At 61.3% G+C, this 18,061-nt stretch carries 22 protein-coding genes; 13 read left to right on the top strand and 9 right to left on the bottom strand.

The window, feature by feature from the left end; translation table 11 throughout:
• Nucleotides 1-60: 60 nt before the first annotated feature.
• The 5 genes from ACA072_RS25825 to ACA072_RS25805 all read right to left on the bottom strand — a co-directional run bounded on the left by ACA072_RS25825 (nt 61) and on the right by ACA072_RS25805 (nt 4,201).
• Nucleotides 61-759: an OmpW/AlkL family protein gene (locus tag ACA072_RS25825; RefSeq protein ID WP_497621458.1), complete on the bottom strand. Its 699-nt coding sequence runs from the start codon at nt 757-759 to the stop codon at nt 61-63.
• A 220-nt stretch (nt 760-979) separates the two neighbouring features.
• Nucleotides 980-1,492, bottom strand: coding sequence for a DUF3299 domain-containing protein (locus tag ACA072_RS25820; RefSeq protein WP_497621456.1), 513 nt, complete (start codon nt 1,490-1,492; stop codon nt 980-982).
• Nucleotides 1,493-1,503: 11 nt separating this feature from the next.
• Entirely contained in the window at nt 1,504-2,769 is a 1,266-nt protein-coding gene (locus ACA072_RS25815) for an ABC transporter permease (protein ID WP_497621454.1), read from the bottom strand.
• 1 nt (nt 2,770) lies between these two features.
• Complete coding sequence (locus tag ACA072_RS25810; RefSeq protein WP_497621452.1) at nt 2,771-3,481, bottom strand: ABC transporter ATP-binding protein; 711 nt, start codon at nt 3,479-3,481, stop codon at nt 2,771-2,773.
• A gap of 138 nt (nt 3,482-3,619) precedes the next feature.
• Nucleotides 3,620-4,201, bottom strand: coding sequence for a DUF2796 domain-containing protein (locus ACA072_RS25805; RefSeq protein WP_497621450.1), 582 nt, complete (start codon nt 4,199-4,201; stop codon nt 3,620-3,622).
• Nucleotides 4,202-4,335: 134 nt separating this feature from the next.
• Here ACA072_RS25805 and ACA072_RS25800 point away from each other — a divergent pair, with 134 nt between their 5' ends.
• Entirely contained in the window at nt 4,336-4,677 is a 342-nt protein-coding gene (locus ACA072_RS25800; RefSeq protein ID WP_497621447.1) for a hypothetical protein, read from the top strand.
• 103 nt (nt 4,678-4,780) lie between these two features.
• On the opposite strand, the gene trxA is transcribed toward ACA072_RS25800, so the two are convergent.
• The 3 genes from trxA to ACA072_RS25785 all read right to left on the bottom strand — a co-directional run bounded on the left by trxA (nt 4,781) and on the right by ACA072_RS25785 (nt 6,981).
• Nucleotides 4,781-5,653, bottom strand: coding sequence for a thioredoxin (trxA, locus tag ACA072_RS25795; RefSeq protein WP_497621444.1), 873 nt, complete (start codon nt 5,651-5,653; stop codon nt 4,781-4,783).
• A gap of 210 nt (nt 5,654-5,863) precedes the next feature.
• Nucleotides 5,864-6,520 (bottom strand): class I SAM-dependent methyltransferase, encoded by a 657-nt coding sequence (locus ACA072_RS25790; protein ID WP_497621442.1) that lies wholly within the window; start codon nt 6,518-6,520, stop codon nt 5,864-5,866.
• A complete protein-coding gene (locus tag ACA072_RS25785) occupies nt 6,517-6,981 on the bottom strand; it encodes a hypothetical protein (RefSeq protein ID WP_497621440.1) in 465 nt (154 codons plus the stop codon). The genes ACA072_RS25790 and ACA072_RS25785 overlap by 4 nt, the downstream gene beginning before the upstream one ends.
• A 127-nt stretch (nt 6,982-7,108) precedes the next feature.
• Here ACA072_RS25785 and nrdR point away from each other — a divergent pair, with 127 nt between their 5' ends.
• The 12 genes from nrdR to ACA072_RS25725 all read left to right on the top strand — a co-directional run bounded on the left by nrdR (nt 7,109) and on the right by ACA072_RS25725 (nt 15,960).
• Nucleotides 7,109-7,573: a transcriptional regulator NrdR gene (gene nrdR / locus ACA072_RS25780; RefSeq protein ID WP_003228656.1), complete on the top strand. Its 465-nt coding sequence runs from the start codon at nt 7,109-7,111 to the stop codon at nt 7,571-7,573.
• Complete coding sequence (ribD, locus tag ACA072_RS25775; RefSeq protein ID WP_497621437.1) at nt 7,570-8,703, top strand: bifunctional diaminohydroxyphosphoribosylaminopyrimidine deaminase/5-amino-6-(5-phosphoribosylamino)uracil reductase RibD; 1,134 nt, start codon at nt 7,570-7,572, stop codon at nt 8,701-8,703. Before nrdR ends, ribD begins: the two co-directional genes overlap by 4 nt.
• Before the next feature lie 46 nt (nt 8,704-8,749).
• Nucleotides 8,750-9,412, top strand: coding sequence for a riboflavin synthase (locus ACA072_RS25770; protein WP_497621435.1), 663 nt, complete (start codon nt 8,750-8,752; stop codon nt 9,410-9,412).
• A 16-nt stretch (nt 9,413-9,428) separates the two neighbouring features.
• Complete coding sequence (gene ribBA, locus ACA072_RS25765; protein WP_109635198.1) at nt 9,429-10,520, top strand: bifunctional 3,4-dihydroxy-2-butanone-4-phosphate synthase/GTP cyclohydrolase II; 1,092 nt, start codon at nt 9,429-9,431, stop codon at nt 10,518-10,520.
• A gap of 91 nt (nt 10,521-10,611) precedes the next feature.
• Entirely contained in the window at nt 10,612-11,088 is a 477-nt protein-coding gene (ribH, locus tag ACA072_RS25760) for a 6,7-dimethyl-8-ribityllumazine synthase (protein WP_003185938.1), read from the top strand.
• Nucleotides 11,085-11,585, top strand: a complete 501-nt coding sequence (nusB, locus tag ACA072_RS25755) for a transcription antitermination factor NusB (protein WP_034153728.1) — start codon at nt 11,085-11,087, stop codon at nt 11,583-11,585. Before ribH ends, nusB begins: the two co-directional genes overlap by 4 nt.
• A 27-nt stretch (nt 11,586-11,612) precedes the next feature.
• Entirely contained in the window at nt 11,613-12,578 is a 966-nt protein-coding gene (thiL, locus tag ACA072_RS25750) for a thiamine-phosphate kinase (protein ID WP_497621432.1), read from the top strand.
• Nucleotides 12,575-13,078, top strand: a complete 504-nt coding sequence (locus ACA072_RS25745) for a phosphatidylglycerophosphatase A family protein (protein WP_131062001.1) — start codon at nt 12,575-12,577, stop codon at nt 13,076-13,078. The genes thiL and ACA072_RS25745 overlap by 4 nt, the downstream gene beginning before the upstream one ends.
• 22 nt (nt 13,079-13,100) lie before the next feature.
• Nucleotides 13,101-13,838, top strand: a complete 738-nt coding sequence (locus ACA072_RS25740; RefSeq protein WP_497621430.1) for a substrate-binding periplasmic protein — start codon at nt 13,101-13,103, stop codon at nt 13,836-13,838.
• Between the two features lie 288 nt (nt 13,839-14,126).
• Nucleotides 14,127-14,744, top strand: a complete 618-nt coding sequence (gene ribA / locus ACA072_RS25735; protein ID WP_027924335.1) for a GTP cyclohydrolase II — start codon at nt 14,127-14,129, stop codon at nt 14,742-14,744.
• Nucleotides 14,741-15,160 carry an MFS transporter gene (locus tag ACA072_RS25730; protein WP_497621428.1) on the top strand — a complete coding sequence of 140 codons (420 nt, stop codon included), beginning with the start codon at nt 14,741-14,743 and terminating at the stop codon, nt 15,158-15,160. Before ribA ends, ACA072_RS25730 begins: the two co-directional genes overlap by 4 nt.
• Nucleotides 15,160-15,960 (top strand): cobalamin-binding protein, encoded by an 801-nt coding sequence (locus ACA072_RS25725; RefSeq protein ID WP_497621426.1) that lies wholly within the window; start codon nt 15,160-15,162, stop codon nt 15,958-15,960. Before ACA072_RS25730 ends, ACA072_RS25725 begins: the two co-directional genes overlap by 1 nt.
• A 149-nt stretch (nt 15,961-16,109) precedes the next feature.
• On the opposite strand, the gene ACA072_RS25720 is transcribed toward ACA072_RS25725, so the two are convergent.
• The gene (locus ACA072_RS25720; protein ID WP_497621424.1) at nt 16,110-17,993 is read right to left on the bottom strand and encodes a TonB-dependent receptor domain-containing protein; all 1,884 of its coding nucleotides are present in this window, start codon (nt 17,991-17,993) and stop codon (nt 16,110-16,112) included.
• Between the last annotated feature and the right edge of the window lie 68 nt (nt 17,994-18,061).

The following is an 18,061-nucleotide window of genomic DNA, read 5'->3' as shown; positions in this document are numbered from 1 at the left end:
CATGACACACATCCACTGTGGGAGCGGGCTTGCTCCGGGCGGCGTTCCGACGAAGGGGCCTTAGAATTTGTAGCCCAGGCCAACCATGTAGATGAACGGATCAACATCCACATTCACCTTGGCCCGGGTGCCCGGCGCAACGGCGTTGTTCTCAACGGTTGCGCGGGTATCGATGTCGATGTAGCGCACTTGGGCGTTGATCATCACGGTGTCGGTCAGCATGTAGTCGGCACCGACCTGGAACGCCATGCCCCAGGAGTTTTTTGCCTTGAAGTTGCTGAAGCCGTTGGCCTGCGCTTCGCTGCCGACGTGCTCGTCGTAGATCCAGGTGTAGTTGATGCCGGCGCCGACATACGGCTGGAACGCGGACTTCCCGTCCAGCGGGTAGTACACAACGCTCAAGGTCGGCGGCAGGTGCTTCAGGGTACCGAGTTTGCCGTTGGCTGCACCCAGAGCGGTGCCTTTGAGCTTCACGTCATGTTCGAACGGCGAGGCGGCGAGCAGCTCGATCCCCCAGTGGCTGTCGATCATGTAAGCGAAGTTCAGGCCCAACTGCGTGTCGCTGCTCATGGTGGCCTTGCCACCCAGATCGGCGCCGGCCAGTGGGCCTTGATCGACCTTGACGCTGGAGCTGTCGGCTTTCGGGTTGACGGTGATTGCACCGGCACGAACGATGATGTCGCCGGCATCGTGGGCGTAGGCGAGCGGGGCTGCAAACGCGAGGGCGAGCAGCGAAGCGCAGAGCGCGGACTTGTGCATGGGGGCTCCAAAGGACGTTAAAAATGTTCGATGTCCAATGGTACGGAGGCGTCTGATACGGTCTTTTGATGCAGCTCAATGAAACAGTGATGGGCTGTTTTTTGTGGTGCGGCTGATTGCCTCTTCGCGAGCAAGCCCGCTCCCACAAGGATCACCTAAAACCTGTGGGAGCGGGCAAGCCCGCGATGGCGATTGATCAAACAACACAGAACTGCCGGATTCACTCCGGCAGTTCATACACATAAATCTTGTCCGCCTCCATCTGATACCCCGCATCCGCCAACTCGCTGCTCGACGCTTTCACCTGCAACGCCCCCTCGATCCAGTACGGCTGATACAGCTCATCGAGCTTCACGCCCACTTCGCTTTTCACATGCACGATCTGGTTCGACGGCGGTGGCGGCACATGGATGCACGCGCCGAAATACGGCACCAGCAAAAACTCCGTGGCGCGGCCTTCCTCGCTTACTTCCAGCGGCACGATGTAGCCCGGCAAACGAATGTTCTGCCCGTCGAGGCTTTTCACCACCGGCGCATTGGGCATGTCCTGCTTGGCGGCGGGCGCTGATTCCAGCGCGCTGCTCATCTGCGACAGGTCGTGCAGCGGGGTCATGTTCGGCACTTCCGGTGCGGCGTCCGGCGGGATCATTTCCGACCAGGTCAGTTCTTTCGGCTCGGCCGCCCACAGCGGCAGGGCGACCAGCATCAACAGCGCAAGCAGAGCGCGGGGCATTATTAACGTCCTCATAGTCGGATCGACAGGCCATCGGCCAAAGATTGGCGATACGCGCGCCACGCCGGCACGCTGCCCATCAGTAACGCGGCGATCAGGATGCCACCGAGCAGCGTCCATTCATATTCACTGGGCCAGGCGAGTGGCAGGTACAAGCCGTAATTGGCTTGCACATAACCTTGGGCCAGGGCGATGCCCACGTACAAAAGCCCCAACCCGGCGATTACGCCGGACAACGCCAGGGCAAACGCCTCCAGCACCAGCAACGTCGCGATGTGCCACGGCCGGGCACCCACCGAGCGCAGAATCGCCATCTCGCGCCGACGTTCATTCAGGCTGGTGAGGATCGCCGTGAGCATGCCGATCAAACCGGTCAGCACCACGAACAGCGAGACCACGAACAAGGCTTTTTCCGCCGTGCTCATCAAACTCCACAACTCCTGCAGCGCCACGCCGGGCAGGATCGCCAGCATTGGCTCGCCACGGAATTCGTTGATCTCGCGCTGCACGGCGAAGGTTGAAATCTTGCTGTTGAGGCCAAGCATGAACGCGGTGATCGCTTGCGGCGTCAGGTCCATGTTGCGCGCCTGATCGGCGCTGATCCTGCCTTTGCCCTGGGCCGGCACACCGTTGTGCCAGTCGACGTGAATCGCTTCCATGCCACCAAGGCTGATGTGCAACGTGCGGTCCACCGGGGTGCCGGTGCGTTTGAGAATGCCGACCACGGTGAACGGTTTGTCGTCATGTTTGACCAGGCTGATCACTGCCACGCCATGGGCCAACACCAGTTTATCTCCGAGTTTGTAGTGCAGCGCCTCCGCCACTTCGGCGCCGAGCACCACTTCGAATGGATCGGTGGCGAAGGTGCGGCCATCGGCCAATTCCAGGTGTTGCTGATGACCGTACTGGTAATGCTCGAAGTACGCCTCTGTGGTGCCCATCACGCGGTAACCACGATGGGAATCGCCGAGGGACATCGGGATCGCCCACTTCACTTTCGGGTTGTTGGCGAAGTGCTCGAAGCTGTCCCAACGGATGTTATTTGTGGCGTTGCCGATGCGGAACACCGAGTACAGCAACAGGTTCACCGAACCGGAGCGTGCGCCGACGATCAGGTCGGTGCCGCTGATGGTGCTGGCGAAGCTGGCCTTGGCTTCGGTGCGCACCCGTTCCACCGCCAACAGCAGGCAGACCGACAGGGCAATGGCGAACGCGGTGAGGATCGCGGTGAAGCGGCGGTTAGCCAGACTGGCCATGGCTAGACGAAATAAATACATCTCAAACCTCGAACGGAGTGGCGGCGCGATTGAGTTCGGCCAGCGACAAGTGGCGATCGAACAATGGCGCGAGGCTTTGGTCGTGGCTGACAAACAACAGGCTTGAGCCGGCTTCGCGGCATTCGGCGAAAAGCAGGCGAATGAAGTTTTCGCGCGCGTCGTAGTCCAGGGCCGAGGTCGGTTCGTCAGCGATTACCAGCTCCGGCTGACCGATCAACGCGCGCGCGGCGGCGACCCGTTGCTGCTGACCAATGGACAGCGAGTCGGCGCGGCGACTGAGGATGCTTTCATCCTTCAAACCCAAATGTGCGAGGAGGGTGGCCGCGGCCTGGTCGACGCTGCCGTGACGTTGTTTCGCCCGTTCGGCCCTCAGTTTGGAAAAGTGGCAGGGCAATTCGACGTTCTCGCGCACCGAGAGAAACGGCAGCAAGTTGAACTGCTGGAAGATGTAGCCTGTGTGGTCGACGCGAAAGCGGTCACGCGCGCCGGCGCCGAGTTCGGTCAGCTCCTGGCCCAGCAGGCGAATGCTGCCGCGATCCGGCTTCTGCACACCGCCCAGCAGGCCGAGCAGGGTGGTCTTGCCACTGCCGCTGGGGCCTTTGAGGAACAGGGTTTCCCCGGGCATCAGGCGAAACGCCGGGATGTCCAGCAGTGGCGGGTGACCGGGCCAGCTGAAGCCCAGGTCGGACAGTTCGATGAGTGCTTGGGTCATGTGAAACCGGTCAGGTTGATAGGTGAACCCTTGTGGGAGCGGGCTTGCTCGCGAAAACGGTGGGTCAGGCAACATTTCTGTTGAATGTTACGACCCCTTCGCGAGCAAGCCCGCTCCCACATTTGGATTTCAGTGCATTCAGAATTTGAGGGCGGCAGCCTTGGCCGTCACTTCAACCCCTTGCTGGCCGCTCGGGCTGATCAGTTGTACCTGAATCTTCTGGGTGGCCGGGAAGGTGTTGAAGATGTTCGCCAGGTCCAGGTTTTTCAGTGCACCCGGGGCCGAGCAGGTGAGTTGGTAGTGCGCGTGGATTTCGCTGTGGTCGTGGTGATGTTCGTCTTTGGCATCTTCGTCATCAGCGTCTGGCTTATCACCGAACAGCGGGCTCTCCAGTTCCTGGGTCGCCACAACGCAACCGGCGGCTTTCGGCAGGTTGAACAGTACCAGTGGCTTTTCGAGCTGCGCACGAGCAGCGGCGACCTTGGCTTTGTCGGCGTCAGTGGTGGCGACGTGTTCGAAACCCACCAGGTTCATCGCCGGGCTTTCCAGTTCCAGCTCCAGGGTCTGACCGTCCAGCGCCGCGTTCAGGCGACCGACGCCATGTTCGTGGGCGCTCAGGCTGCCGTGTTCATGATCGTGGTCGTGATCATGTTCTTCAGCGGCGTGGGCGACGGCCAGCGGCAACAGGGCAAACGGCAGAGCGAGAAGCAGACGGCGCATGGCGGGTCTCCGAAAGTAAAATGAAGAGTTTGTTATGTAATCTTATAACGAAAGTGCGAGGAGTTTGACCGCCTGCTTGGCGTTGCGCAAGTCACATGGGAGCATGCAAGTCAGAAATGTGCAGGAGCAGACCTATGTTGCGAATTCGCGGAAGCATCGGCGACTGGCCGGTGGATTTGACGTTGGAGATGGATGACAGCGATTGGGCACGGCTCGGCGCACAGTTGCAGGTGGTCACACCTGAGGCCAGTGCGGCCCCGGCGAGGCCGATGAATCAGGATGATGCGCTGTGGCAGATCGCCAAGGACTTGCTGCGCAAGGCCGGGCAATTGAGCGGGCCGGATTTGCTGGAGCAGCTGGAAGGATTGACCGGCAGCGCGGCGTCGGGCAAACGCCTGCTGGTGCGCTTGCGCCACAGCGCTGATGTGAAGGTGACGAGCGGCGGGGATACGCCGCTTTACAGCTGGATCGAGTAGACCGCAAAAGATCGCAGCCTCGTTTCACTCGACAGCTCCTACAAGGGATCTCGGTTTCCTGTAGGAGCTGTCGAGTGAAACGAGGCTGCGATCTTTTGATCTTTTAATAAAGAGCAGCAAACAACTTGCGGCGGTAGGTGGTCACCAGCGGGTGATCATTGCCCAGCAGTTCGAACACTTGCAGCAAGGTCTTGTGCGGCAAGCCTTCGCTGTAGCTGCGATTGCGCACGAACAGTTTCAGCAAGGCATCCAGCGCGGCGTCGTACTGCTGACGGGCCAGTTGCTGGATCGCCAGTTGATACACCGCTTCATCGTCTTGCGGGTTTTTCGCCAGGCGCGCTTTCAGGTCTGCGGCGTCCGGCAAATCCTTGGCCTGGCCCAAGAACTGGATCTGCGCCTTGGCGCCGGCCAGCGCAGCCTTGTACTCATCGCTTTTCACCGCATCGAGCACGGTTTGCGCTTCGCCCAGTTCGCCCCGTTCAGTCAGGCAGCGGGCGTAGAGGATCAAGGCGCCGGCGTTGGTGTTGTCTTCGCCCAGCAGCACTTTGAGCGCGGCTTCGGCGTCGGCAAAACGACTGTCATCGAACAGGGCCTGAGCCTGTTCGAACGGATCAGCCGCTGCGGGTGGCGGCATTTGTACGTGAGGTTCAAGCATCGCGCGGACTGCGGATTCCGGTTGCGCACCGGCAAAACCATCCACCGGCTGACCGTCTTTGAACAACACCACCGTCGGCAGGCTGCGTATGCCGAAACGGGCGACGATGTCCTGTTCGAGATCGCAGTTGACCTTGGCCAGCAGCAACTCGCCCTGATAACTCTCGGCGATGGTCTGCAGCATCGGCATCAGCACTTTGCAGGGCGCACACCATTCGGCCCAGAAATCCACCAGCACCGGTTTGTGGAAAGAGTTCTCGATCACCGACTGGTCGAAATCGGCAGTCGTGGCGTCGAAGATGTACGGCGTTTCCTGACTCATGGGGGATCTCTTGGAAGCGTGAATGAGGCAACTATACGGCTTGACGGGGGGCGGCCGGAAGCGGGTCGGTGGTTGAGAGGTGTGTTGCCTGATCAGGCGCCTTCGCGGGCAAGCCCGCTCCCACAGTGTTCGGTGTTGTTCACAAGGATTACATTCACAGAAGATCCCTGTGGGAGCGGAGGTGCGACGATTCGACTTGCTCTCGAAGCTTTAAGCGCGCCGCGCGTGGTACAGGCTCACATGCCGAAACTCTTCAGGCTCGGCCAGATCCGGCAACGTCATCGCTTCCAGCATCTCGATGCGTTGATAGAGCGGATGCCTGAAATCCCTCACCCGCGAATCCGCCACCAACGCCTCCCGGCCCCGGCTCAAAAACTCATCAAGCAGCGGCAGATTCGCCCGGTCGTAGAGCACGTCCGCCACCAGAATCAGATCAAACCGATCTGCCTCGGCGAAAAAGTCCGACGAGTAGCTCAGCTCCACGTCATTGAGTTCAGCGTTCGCCCGGCACGCGGCAATTGCCAGCGGGTCGAGGTCACAGGCCACCACTTCCAGCGCCCCGGCCTTGACTGCCGCAATCCCGGCCACGCCCGAGCCGGCGCCAAAATCCAGCACCCGCTTGCCTTTGACCCATTCCGGGAATTCGGCGAGGTAGCGGGCCATCGCCAGGCCGCTGGCCCAGCAGAAACTCCAGTACGGCGGCTCATGCAGAATCCGCCGGGTTTCTTCCGGGCTGAAGGCACGGTCCATGTTGTCGCCGTCGATCAGCCAGAGTTTCAGCTCGGTATCGGGTAACGGGACAGGCACCAGCTGCGCATCACCAAGCAGTTCACCCAACGCCTGTTGCAGGTCGAGCGGTGCAATCATGGCGCTTTGACGAATTGCAGCTGACCCAGTGTTTGCGTCGTTGGCTGGCTAATGACCTGTGACGGCAGATGCAAAATCAACTGGCCAGACTGGCTGGCACGGCCCCGCAGTTCAACGCGCACGCCGGCCGGGAACGATTCCGGGTTGAAACGCAGGTGAAACGGCAGAATCTGATTGGTGCCGATCAGGCTGGAACTGGCGAGCAATTGTTGCGGGCGGTCCTGGGCATCGATCACCAGCAGCGCCAGTTCGACTTCAGCACCGGCCGGCACGCCTTGCAGGGTGCCGCTCAGTTCACGCTGATACGCGGGCAGCGGGCCGAGGTTGGCCGACTCCTTGGCTTTTTTCTGCGCCGCCTGCGGGGCGGGCCCTGGCGTCGGCGGCTGGGGCTTGGGCGCATCGCTGCTGCAGGCCACCAGCAGGCTGAAAAGACTGAGCAAGACGAGCGGTCTTAGGGACATTTGTGGCTCCAGCAAGGTGAAATCCATGAATCAGGCATATAGCCCGTCTGTATACCGTAAACCCTATGGCTTGTCTTGCCACGGGGATGCGCTACCATGGCCCTCCCTTTTTTTGTTGCCTGCCACCATGCACTGTCCCTTCTGCGGTGCCAACGACACCAAGGTCATCGACTCGCGTCTGGTCGCCGAGGGCGAACAGGTGCGCCGCCGGCGTGAATGCCTGGCCTGCGGCGAGCGTTTCACAACGTTCGAGACGGCCGAACTGGTGTTGCCGCGCCTGATCAAAACCGACGGTAGCCGTCAGCCCTTCGACGAAGAAAAACTTCGCGCCGGCATGCAGCGTGCGCTGGAGAAGCGCCCTGTGAGTGTCGAGCGCCTCGAATCGTCGCTGGTGCACATCAAACACAAACTGCGCGCCACCGGCGAGCGCGAGGTCAAATCCCTCGTGGTCGGTGAACTGGTGATGGCCGAGCTGCAAAAGCTCGATGAAGTCGCCTACATTCGTTTCGCCTCCGTGTATCGGCGCTTCCAGGACCTCAACGAGTTCCGCGAAGAGATCGATCGCCTGGCCCGAGAGCCGGTGAAAGAATGACCACCTCCACAGAACTTGCCATCCTCGACGCCCATTACATGGCCCGCGCCCTGGAACTGGCGCGCAAAGGTCATTACACGACGCACCCCAACCCCCGGGTTGGCTGCGTGATCGTGCGTGACGGGCAAATTGTCGGCGAAGGCTGGCACGTGCGCACCGGCGAACCCCACGCCGAAGTCCACGCCCTGCGCGCCGCCGGCGATAAGGCTCGAGGCGCCACCGCTTATGTGACCCTTGAACCTTGCAGTCACCACGGACGGACGCCGCCTTGTGCGGATGCGCTGGTACATGCGGGTGTGGCTCGAGTAGTCGCGGCGATGCAAGACCCGAACCCGTCGGTTGCCGGTCGTGGCATGCAGCGCCTGGCTCAGGCCGGCATCGCTACCGAAAGCGGCGTGCTGGAAGGCGAGGCGCGCAAGCTCAATGAAGGCTTTCTCAAGCGCATGGAACACGGCTTGCCGTTCGTGCGGGTCAAGCTGGCCATGAGCCTGGACGGTCGCACGGCGATGGAAAGCGGCGAAAGCCAATGGATTACCGGTCCGGCGGCGCGTTCGGCGGTGCAACGCCTGCGCGCCCAAGCCAGCGTGGTGCTGACCGGCGCCGACACGGTGCTGGCAGACAACGCCCGATTGACCGTGCGTGCCGATGAATTGGGCCTGGACGCCGAGCAAACGGCCCTGGCCATGAGCCGTCCGCCGCTGCGCGTGCTGATCGACGGTCGTTTGCGCGTGCCGCTGGATGCTCCGTTCTTCAAGGCTGGGCCTGCGTTGGTCGCCACCTGCATGGCGATCGAAGAGCAATACGCCAACGGTCCGGAATGCCTGATCGTGGCCGGCGACGATGGCTTGGTCGACCTGCGCAAGTTGCTGGTCGAACTGGCCAATCGTGGGGTCAACGAAGTGTTGGTCGAAGCCGGGCCGCGTCTTGCCGGGGCTTTTGCCCAGCAAGGTCTGGTGGATGAGTTCCAGATTTTCATCGCCGGCAAGTTCCTCGGCTCCTCGGCTCGCCCATTACTGGACTGGCCGCTCGAGCAAATGAAAGACGCGCCCGAGCTCAAAATCATCGAAATTCGCGCAGTTGGCGATGACTGGCGAGTCATCGCCATTCCTGCGCCGGCGGCGAGCGTATAATTCCCGGCCTGCGCCACGCGACGGCTTTGTTCTCGAGGAGGACTCCATGTTTACCGGCATCATCGAATCCATCGGCAGTATTCGTGCATTGACCCCAAAAGGCGGAGATGTGCGGGTCCACGTAGAAACCGGCAAGCTCGATTTGAGCGACGTCAAACTGGGCGACAGCATCGCGGTCAACGGCGTATGCCTGACCGCCGTTGAATTGCCAGGCAATGGCTTTGCCGCGGACGTCAGTCGCGAAACCCTCGACTGCACCGCGATGAATGACCTGAAAAGCGGCAGCCCGGTGAACCTGGAAAAAGCCCTGACCCCGACCACTCGCCTCGGCGGGCATCTGGTCAGCGGTCACGTCGATGGCGTGGGCGAAGTGGTTGCCCGTACCGAAAACGCCCGTGCCGTGGAATTCCGCATCCGTGCGCCGAAGGACCTGGCCAAGTACATCGCCCATAAAGGCTCGATCACCGTCGACGGCACCAGCCTGACCGTGAACGCGGTCGATGGCGCCGAGTTCATGCTGACGATCATTCCGCACACCCTGAGCGAAACCATCATGGCGTCGTACCAGCCTGGCCGCCGGGTGAACCTCGAAGTTGACTTGCTGGCACGTTATCTGGAGCGCCTGCTGTTAGGCGATAAGGCCGCAGAGCCGACTTCCAGTAACATCACCGAAAGCTTTCTGGCCGCCAACGGCTACCTCAAATCCTGACTCAAGGGGGTGCCTTGTGGCGCTCAATAGCATCGAAGAACTGGTTGAAGACATCCGCCAAGGCAAGATGGTCATCCTCATGGATGACGAAGACCGCGAGAACGAAGGCGACCTGATCATGGCCGCCGAGTGCTGCAAGGCCGAACACATCAACTTCATGGCCAAGCACGCTCGTGGCCTGATCTGCATGCCGATGAGCCGCGAGCGCTGCGAACTGCTCAAGCTGCCTTTGATGGCGCCGCGCAACGGTTCCGGCTTCGGCACCAAGTTCACCGTGTCCATCGAAGCGGCCGAGGGCGTGACCACCGGCATCTCCGCTGCCGACCGCGCGCGCACTGTGCAAGCGGCCGCGGCGAAAGACGCCAAGGCTGAAGACATCGTCAGCCCTGGCCACATCTTCCCGCTGATGGCCCAGGCCGGCGGCACCCTGGCGCGCGCTGGCCACACCGAAGCGGCGTGCGACCTGGCGCGCATGGCCGGTTTCGAGCCAAGCGGCGTGATCTGCGAAGTGATGAACGACGACGGCACCATGTCCCGTCGCACCGAACTCGAAGCTTTCGCGGCCGAACACAACATCAAGATCGGCACCATCGCCGACCTGATTCACTACCGGATGATCCACGAACGTACCGTTCAGCGGATTGCCGAGCAGCCTTTGGACAGCGAACTGGGCCAGTTCAATCTGGTGACCTATCGTGATTCCGTGGAAGGCGACGTGCACATGGCCCTGACCCTGGGCACCGTGTGCGCTGAAGAACCGACCCTGGTTCGCGTGCACAACATGGACCCGCTGCGCGACCTGCTGATGGTCAAGCAACCGGGCCGCTGGAGCCTGCGCGCCGCCATGGCCGCGGTGGCCGAGGCCGGCAGCGGCGTGGTGCTGTTGCTCGGTCACCCGCTCGATGGCGACGTGTTGCTGGCGCACATCCGTGAAACCGCGGACCAGACCGCCGTGAAAAAACCGACCACCTACAGCATCGTCGGTGCCGGTTCGCAGATCCTTCGGGATCTGGGCGTGCGCAAAATGCGCCTGATGTCGGCGCCAATGAAATTTAATGCGATATCCGGTTTCGATCTGGAAGTTGTAGAATACGTGCCCTCCGAATAATGACTGGTTGTTTCCAGTCCTTGATTCGCGGCTAACACATCACCGAGGGACGCGTAGAAAACGCGTCCCGGCTCTTTAAGAGATCTAACGAATGACCCTGAAGACCATCGAAGGTACCTTCATCGCCCCTAAAGGCCGCTACGCTTTAGTAGTGGGCCGTTTCAACAGCTTCGTCGTTGAAAGCCTGGTCAGCGGTGCAGTTGATGCCCTGGTTCGCCACGGCGTAAGCGAAAGCGATATCACCATCATCCGCGCGCCTGGCGCCTTCGAAATCCCGCTGGTTGCGCAGAAAGTCGCTCAGAAGGGCGAATACGCGGCAATCATCGCCCTGGGCGCGGTCATTCGTGGCGGTACTCCGCACTTCGAATACGTGGCGGGCGAATGCACCAAGGGCCTGGCCCAGGTGTCCATGGAGTTCGGCGTTCCGGTCGCTTTCGGCGTCCTGACCGTTGATTCCATCGAGCAAGCTATCGAACGTTCCGGCACCAAGGCCGGTAACAAAGGTGCCGAAGCTGCCCTGTCCGCTCTGGAAATGGTCAGCCTGCTGGCGCAGTTGGAGGCCAAGTGATTAGCGACGAAAGCGATCGTTTCAACCCGCGCGAACCGCGTCCAACGGACGCCGGCAAGCCTTCGAAAAGTGAAAAGCGCCGCGCTGCCCGTCAGTTGGCGACTCAAGCGTTGTATCAGCGCCACATGGCCAGTACTTCGCTGAACGAAATCGAAGCGCAGTTTCGCGTCGACAACGATTTCACCTTCGCCGATGCCAGCTACTTCCACGACATCCTGCACGGTGTCCCGGCCAGTCTGACCGAGATCGACACTGCGTTGGCGCCGTGCCTGGACCTGACCATCGAAGAGCTGGATCCGGTTGAACTGTGCGTACTGCGCCTGTCCACCTGGGAACTGCTCAAGCGCGTCGACGTGCCGTACCGGGTTGTGATCAACGAAGGGATCGAACTGGCGAAAGTCTACGGTTCCACCGACGGCCACAAATTCGTCAACGGTGTACTCGACAAGCTGGCCCCGCGTCTGCGTGAAGCTGAAGTGAAGGCGTTCAAGCGCTAATCGGCGCTTGAATACTTTTTCTCAGCCATGGGCGAGTTTGAGCTGATCCGCAATTTCTTCGCCGCCGCGCCTTGTGCGCAAGGCGGCGAAGGCGTTGCTCTCGGGATCGGCGATGACTGCGCCTTGCTGGCGGTTCCCCCCGGGGAACAGTTGGCCATTTCCACCGACACGCTGGTTGCCGGCGTGCATTTCGCAGATCCTTGCGACCCGTTTCTGCTCGGTCAGCGTTCGCTGGCTGTGGCCGTCAGCGATCTGGCTGCCATGGGCGCCACCCCTGTTGCCTTTACCCTTGCCCTGACCTTGCCGACGGTGACCGCCGATTGGCTGGATGCCTACGCCCGTGGTTTGAACCTCATGGCCCAGAGTTGCGGTGTGGCCCTGGTGGGCGGTGATACCACGCGGGGGCCGCTGAGCCTGACCATGACCGTGTTCGGTCGAGTGCCGGCCGGCAAGGCGTTGACCCGCAGGGGTGCGCAACCCGGCGATTTGCTCTGCGTTGGCGGTGAGTTGGGCAATGCGGCGGGGGCCTTGCCGCTGGTGCTGGGTCAGCGCACGGCTGAAGCCGCCATCGCCGATCCATTGCTGGCCCATTACTGGTCGCCGCAGCCGCAACTGGCGTTGGGTCAGGCACTGCGTGGCAAAGCCACCTCGGCACTGGATATCTCCGACGGCCTGCTCGCTGACTGCGGGCATATCGCCCTGGCGTCGAATGTCGGCATTCAGGTTGAACGCGACCGCTTACCGCTGTCGAACGCTTTAGTCGCCTTCCTCGGCCAATCGGGCGCTGAAGACGCGGCCCTGAGTGGTGGCGACGATTACGTACTGGCCTTCACCCTGCCGTCCGTCGAGTTGCCCGCGTTGCTGGCCGCCGGCTGGCCGATCCATGTGGTCGGACGTGTGGTGGCAGGGCAGGGCGTTGTGCTGCTGGACGCCGCTGGGCTAGACATCACCCCGCAAACCCGGGGCTATCAACATTTTCGGGAGACACCGTGACAGATCATCCCAAACAGGTCCCGGCGGAATTCGTACCGCCTTCGGTCTGGCGCAATCCCTGGCACTTCCTGGCGTTCGGCTTCGGTTCGGGCACCTTGCCAAAGGCACCGGGCACCTGGGGTTCGTTAGTTGCGCTACCCTTTATTCCGTTGTGGCAGATGCTGCCCGACTGGGGTTACTGGCTGATGCTCGGCATCACCATGCTGTTCGGCTTCTGGCTGTGCGGCAAGGTCGCCGACGATCTGCGGGTGCACGACCACGAAGGCATCGTCTGGGACGAAATGGTCGGGATGTGGATCACTCTGTGGCTGGTGCCGGAAGGCTGGTACTGGTTGCTGGCGGGGTTCGTGGTGTTCCGCTTCTTCGACATTCTCAAGCCCTGGCCGATTCACTGGATCGACCGGCATGTGCACGGTGGCGTCGGGATCATGCTCGATGACGTATTGGCAGGTGTGTTTGCGTGGTTGGCGATGCAAGGGCTGGTATGGATTTTCGCCTGACGGGCGAGACAGGGGATTCAGGATGGCTCGGCGCTGGTTGGCTGTGATGGTGTTCGCCATGTTTTGCTCGTTCGCTCAGGCGGGCGATGCCGCGACGACACCCTCCGTGATCCACCTGGCCAGCGAAGACTGGGAAGACTACACCGCCGCTGACGGTCATGGCCTGGGTTGGGATGTGCTGCGGGAAGTGTTCGAGCCAGCCGGTGTCAAACTGGACATCCGCACCGAGCCTTATACGCGCTCCGTGGGCCTGGCCCAGCGCCGCGAAGTGGACGCCTGTGTCGGCTCCTACCGTGACGAGAGCAGCGATCTGCTTTACCCACGCTGGAATTTCGATACCGATCACATCTATGCCCTGGGGCTGGCGAGCAACCCTGCGCCGACCCCGGAGACCCTGGGCAACTATCGACTGGCCTGGGTCCGCGGCTACGACTATCAGGATTACCTGCCCAACGTACGGCGCTATAACGAAGTCATTCGGCGCACCGGTATTTTGTCGATGCTGACCCGCAACCGCGCCGACTACTACATCGACGCGCTGACGGAAGTCGACTATGTCCTCAAGTGGGCCAAGGATCCGTCGCAGTTTCGTCGCACTCATATTGCGGAATTGCCGCTGTACCTGTGCTTTGCCGATACGCCCAGGGCCCGTATTTTGATGGCGTTGTTCGATGAGCGTATGGAGTTGCTGGTGAAAAGCGGCCGGTTGAAACCGATCTTCGAACGCTGGAAACAACCCTATCCGTTTGGCCCGAACTGAACACAGGTCCTGTAGCAGCTGGCGAAGCCTGCGTTCGGCGGCGAAGCCGTCGTAAATTCAGGCGCCAAGGTGTATCCGGCTGACCGAGTCGTCAGGTTTCACGACGGCTTCGCCGCCGAACGCAGGCTTCGCCAGCTGCTACAGAGTGCGCGCAGGCCGGGCCTCAGGCGCTTGAGATCTAACTTTTTGATCGTTATGCCCCATAATTCAGCCTAAGCGTCTGCAGGAACCTGCTGTTACAATGCCGCCTCTGCGAATCTCCAGTACTTATTGATCAGGAGCACACCGGTGCCTGTCGTTTTTGTCGCCGCTTCCAAGCTGCCAACGCCTTTTGCGCAATTCACCATGCACGGCTTTCTCGATGAAGAAAACGGACGCGAGCACGTGGTGCTGAGCCTGGGTGAGTTCGCCGACGGTGCCCCGGTACTCGGCCGGTTGCACTCCGAATGCCTGACCGGCGATGCCTTGTTCAGCCAGCGTTGCGACTGCGGCTCGCAACTTGAGGCCGCCTTGCAGGCCATCGCCCGTGAAGGCCGTGGCGTGCTGCTTTACCTGCGCCAGGAAGGCCGTGGCATTGGCCTGCTGAACAAGATCCGCGCCTATGAGTTGCAGGATGGCGGTGCAGACACCGTTGAAGCCAACGAACGCCTGGGCTTTGCCGCCGACCAGCGTGACTACGCCATGTGCCTGCCGATGCTGGAACACCTGGGCGTGAAATCCCTGCGCCTGATGACCAACAATCCGCGCAAGGTCAAAGCCTTGACCGACATGGGCATCGTGGTCGCTGAGCGCGTGCCGCTGCACACCGGCCATAACCCGCACAACAAACTCTATCTGGCCACCAAGGCCAGCAAGCTCGACCACATGATGGGCAACGAGCATCAGGGCGAGGCAGACCGGGCGTGACGCGCGGACAAGTGCGGCGGCGATTGTCCTTCAACTGGTGGCAATACCTGGCCTTGGCCCTGCTGCCGCTGTTCGTGATCAATGGCGTGTTCGGCCAGGGCGAGGCGATTTTGCCGGTGCTGGCGATGCCATTGTTCATCGCTGGTGTCGCCTCGATGTTTGTCAGCCTGAAGTTTTTTGGCGGCTACAAACACGCACTGATCGCCACCCAGAAAGCCCTCGATACCCCTGAAGAACCCGCCGCCTGGATCACCCTGGCTGCCAAGCGCCGCACCGCGTTCCTGGTCGCTGGCCTGCCGGCATGGATCGGTGCGTTAGCGGTGTTCGTCGGCCTCGAAGCGGTGCCGTTGGTGCTGCTGGCGCTGTCGACCACGGTGTTGTTTTACCTCTACCGTATCCCGCGTCAGCTCGCCTGATGTTCCGCGGATGGCTGGCGGTGATGCTGCTGGCCGGTAGCGGCATGGCTTCTGCTGTCGAGCGTATTGTCAGCCTCGCGCCGTCGCTCTCTGAAATCGTTGTCGAGCTGGATTCGTCGGACCTTCTGGTCGGCGTGCTGGATGCCGGTGAGCGTCCTGCCGAACTCAAAGGGCTTCCCTCGGTTGGCCGCTATGGCCAGTTGGACATGGAGCAACTGCTCAGCCTCCAACCCGATTTGCTGCTGCTCTGGCCTGGCAGCGTTGGTCCGGCTCAGCGTGAGCAACTCCAGCGAATGAACATCCCCACGTATGTCGCTGAACCTCACAGTCTCGAACAGCTGACCGCGCAGATCGAAGCGATCGCCACGCAACTCGGTCGGCCTGAGCGTGGCGTTTCATTGGCCGCGCAATTACGCCAGCGACTGGATGCACTGCGTCAGCGTTATCGTCGGGATGAACCGTTGCGGGTGTTCTATCAGGTCTGGGATCGACCGCTGTACACCGTTGGCGGCGGGCAGATCATCAGTGATGCGCTGGCGGTGTGCGGGGCGCGGAATGTGTTTGCCGACCTGACATTGCCGGCGCCGCAGGTCAGCGTCGAAGCCGTGTTGCAGCGTAATCCGGAGGTGATTCTGGCCAGTGACCAGGCGCAGCTGGAGGCGTGGAAAGCCTGGCCGCAGGTGGCGGCGGTGGCGCAAGGGCGGTTGTTGTTGGTGACGGACAAGGGGCTGGAACGGCCGAGTGGGCAGATGATCGAAGCGACGGGCAAGCTGTGCCAGGTGATTGCGCCCGATCGCTAAGACCGAGGTGCCTGCTTCGCGAGCAAGTCGAATCGTCGCACCGCCGCTCCCACATTGGATCTGTGAGCGACACAAACCAATGTGGGAGCGGCGGTGCGACGATTCGACTTGCTCGCGAAGAGGCCAGCTCAGTCCCCCCTAATTCTGGATCAGATTTCCGGGGTCCAGGTCACCCCAAACATCCACGCCCGACCTTCCTCGCGATACCCATACTGACTGCCGTCATGGCTGTACAGCGCCCGGCTGTACCCCTTGTCCAACAGGTTATCGACCTTCAGCTCAAGCTTGATCTCGCGATTCAATTCCCAGCTGCTACGCAACCCCAGCAACGCATACCCGCCCAACGGCTGCAGATTGTTCTCATCGTCATAGCTGCTGCTCACCGCCTGCCAACTGGCGCCGAGGCCGAGCTGGTCGAACTGTCGATCCAGGTCCAGGCTCAAGGTCCGCCGCGCCCGACGCGCCAGGGTGTGACCGCTGTCGCGATCCCGTGGGTCGATGATCGCCACGCCGAGGTTGCTCTGCCAGCCAAACAGTTCCTGTTTCAATGCCGCTTCGAATCCGTTGATGCGTGCCGAGGCGACGTTCTGTGGCCGTGAGTTGCTGCCGAAAATAATCGCGTCTTCAAGGTCGGTGCGGTAAAGCGACGCTTCGAGGCGACTGGCCTCGGTCAACTGGCTGCGCCATTGCAGCTCGTAGCTTTTCGAGGTTTCAGGCTTCAGGTCGGGATTGCTGAAATCCGGGTAGTACAGATCATTGAAGGTCGGTGCGCGAAAGCCTTCGCTGTAAGTCAGCAGCACGTCGTTGTCCGGGTTCAACGGCAGGGTGAACGTGCCGCTCCAGCTGTTCTGGCCACCGAACTGCTGGTTCTGGTCCCGGCGTAAACCCAGTTCCGTGGAGAAGCTGTCCGCCTGGTAGCGATGCTGGATAAATGCCGCGCGGTTCCAGCGGCTGTCCTCGTCGAACGGTGTGCTGCTGTTGATCCGGTCTTCGTACCAGTCGCCACCGACAATCAAGCTGTTGCGCTCATTAAGCGTCAGGTCGTTCTGCCAGTTCACCGAATCACGGTACGTATTGAACACACTGCGTTCATCGCTGAGCTTGTCCAGGGTATTCTCACGGTTTTCGCTGTGACCGAATTCGACGCGGGTTTTCCAGAGGTCGTTGACCCGGGCATCGACATAGCTACTGATGCTGCTCACGGCAAAGTCGCTGTAAGGCTGCTGCTGGAGCGATTCGAAGGTCGTCGTGTCGAAGCGCCCGAACGGATTGTCGAACTCGCTTTTGCCACGGTTATCCAGCACGTTGGCGCCGATTTCGATGTCATCGGTGAGGGCGTGGCTCAGGCTCAGACTTATCGATTTATTGCGGTACTCATCGTGATCGCCATCGCTGGGATACGACTCGTGGGTACGATTGATCCCGGTGGTTTCATCGAGGCTGGCGCCGAGGTTGAAACGGGTTTTCTCATCGCCGCCGGATAATCCAAGGCTGCGCTCCCACGTCTGGTTGCTACCGAAGCCGACGTGCAGACGCGGTTGCAGGCCTTGTTCGACGCCGCGTCGGGTGAAAATCTGGATAACGCCGCCAATCGCATCACTGCCATAAATCACCGAACGGGAGCCGCGCAGCACTTCCACGCGCTCGACCTGTTCGATGTTGATGTGTTGCAGGTTGCTGTCACCGGAGGTTGAGTTGCCGATGCGTTGACCGTCCACCAGCACCAGGCTCTGCGCCGACTTGGTCCCGCGAATGTAGATCCCCGGAAGACTGCCACGCCCGCCGGTTTGCCCTACTTGCACGCCGGGTACCCGACTCAGCAAGTCCGTGACGCTGCTCGGTTGCAGGCGGTCGATGTCTTCGCGGGTGAACACGGTGCTGGCGGCGCTGCTGTCGTTGCGTGCTTCGACCTGACGGTTGGCGCTGATCAGCACTTCGGGGAGTTTCAGGGCTTGATCGCGCTCGAACGTGTCAGCCAGGAGTTGACCGGCCGGCAGCAGAGTCAGCGTCAGGGCGAGGGGGGAGAGTTTCATCGGCAGGTCACTGGCACTTTAGGGTTAACACAAATCAAATGTGGGAGCGGGCTTGCTCGCGAATGCGG

The organism is Pseudomonas sp. LBUM1656 (assembly GCF_059716065.1).
The sequence above is the reverse complement of the archived record's forward strand: the minus strand, read 5'-3'. Positions and strand labels throughout refer to the sequence as shown.

Excerpts from the sequence above, each read along its gene's own strand:
- ACA072_RS25825 (WP_497621458.1), bottom strand. The coding sequence starts at position 759 with ATGCACAAGTCCGCGCTCTGCGCTTCGCTGCTCGCCCTCGCGTTTGCA.
- ACA072_RS25800 (WP_497621447.1), top strand. The coding sequence starts at position 4,336 with ATGTTGCGAATTCGCGGAAGCATCGGCGACTGGCCGGTGGATTTGACG.
- ACA072_RS25790 (WP_497621442.1), bottom strand. The coding sequence starts at position 6,520 with ATGATTGCACCGCTCGACCTGCAACAGGCGTTGGGTGAACTGCTTGGT.
- ACA072_RS25820 (WP_497621456.1), bottom strand. The coding sequence starts at position 1,492 with ATGCCCCGCGCTCTGCTTGCGCTGTTGATGCTGGTCGCCCTGCCGCTG.
- ribH (WP_003185938.1), top strand. The coding sequence starts at position 10,612 with ATGACCCTGAAGACCATCGAAGGTACCTTCATCGCCCCTAAAGGCCGC.
- ACA072_RS25740 (WP_497621430.1), top strand. The coding sequence starts at position 13,101 with ATGGCTCGGCGCTGGTTGGCTGTGATGGTGTTCGCCATGTTTTGCTCG.
- ACA072_RS25770 (WP_497621435.1), top strand. The coding sequence starts at position 8,750 with ATGTTTACCGGCATCATCGAATCCATCGGCAGTATTCGTGCATTGACC.
- thiL (WP_497621432.1), top strand. The coding sequence starts at position 11,613 with ATGGGCGAGTTTGAGCTGATCCGCAATTTCTTCGCCGCCGCGCCTTGT.
- nrdR (WP_003228656.1), top strand. The coding sequence starts at position 7,109 with ATGCACTGTCCCTTCTGCGGTGCCAACGACACCAAGGTCATCGACTCG.
- ACA072_RS25805 (WP_497621450.1), bottom strand. The coding sequence starts at position 4,201 with ATGCGCCGTCTGCTTCTCGCTCTGCCGTTTGCCCTGTTGCCGCTGGCC.
- ACA072_RS25815 (WP_497621454.1), bottom strand. The coding sequence starts at position 2,769 with ATGTATTTATTTCGTCTAGCCATGGCCAGTCTGGCTAACCGCCGCTTC.
- ACA072_RS25725 (WP_497621426.1), top strand. The coding sequence starts at position 15,160 with ATGTTCCGCGGATGGCTGGCGGTGATGCTGCTGGCCGGTAGCGGCATG.
- ribD (WP_497621437.1), top strand. The coding sequence starts at position 7,570 with ATGACCACCTCCACAGAACTTGCCATCCTCGACGCCCATTACATGGCC.
- ACA072_RS25720 (WP_497621424.1), bottom strand. The coding sequence starts at position 17,993 with ATGAAACTCTCCCCCCTCGCCCTGACGCTGACTCTGCTGCCGGCCGGT.
- trxA (WP_497621444.1), bottom strand. The coding sequence starts at position 5,653 with ATGAGTCAGGAAACGCCGTACATCTTCGACGCCACGACTGCCGATTTC.
- ACA072_RS25810 (WP_497621452.1), bottom strand. The coding sequence starts at position 3,481 with ATGACCCAAGCACTCATCGAACTGTCCGACCTGGGCTTCAGCTGGCCC.
- ACA072_RS25785 (WP_497621440.1), bottom strand. The coding sequence starts at position 6,981 with ATGTCCCTAAGACCGCTCGTCTTGCTCAGTCTTTTCAGCCTGCTGGTG.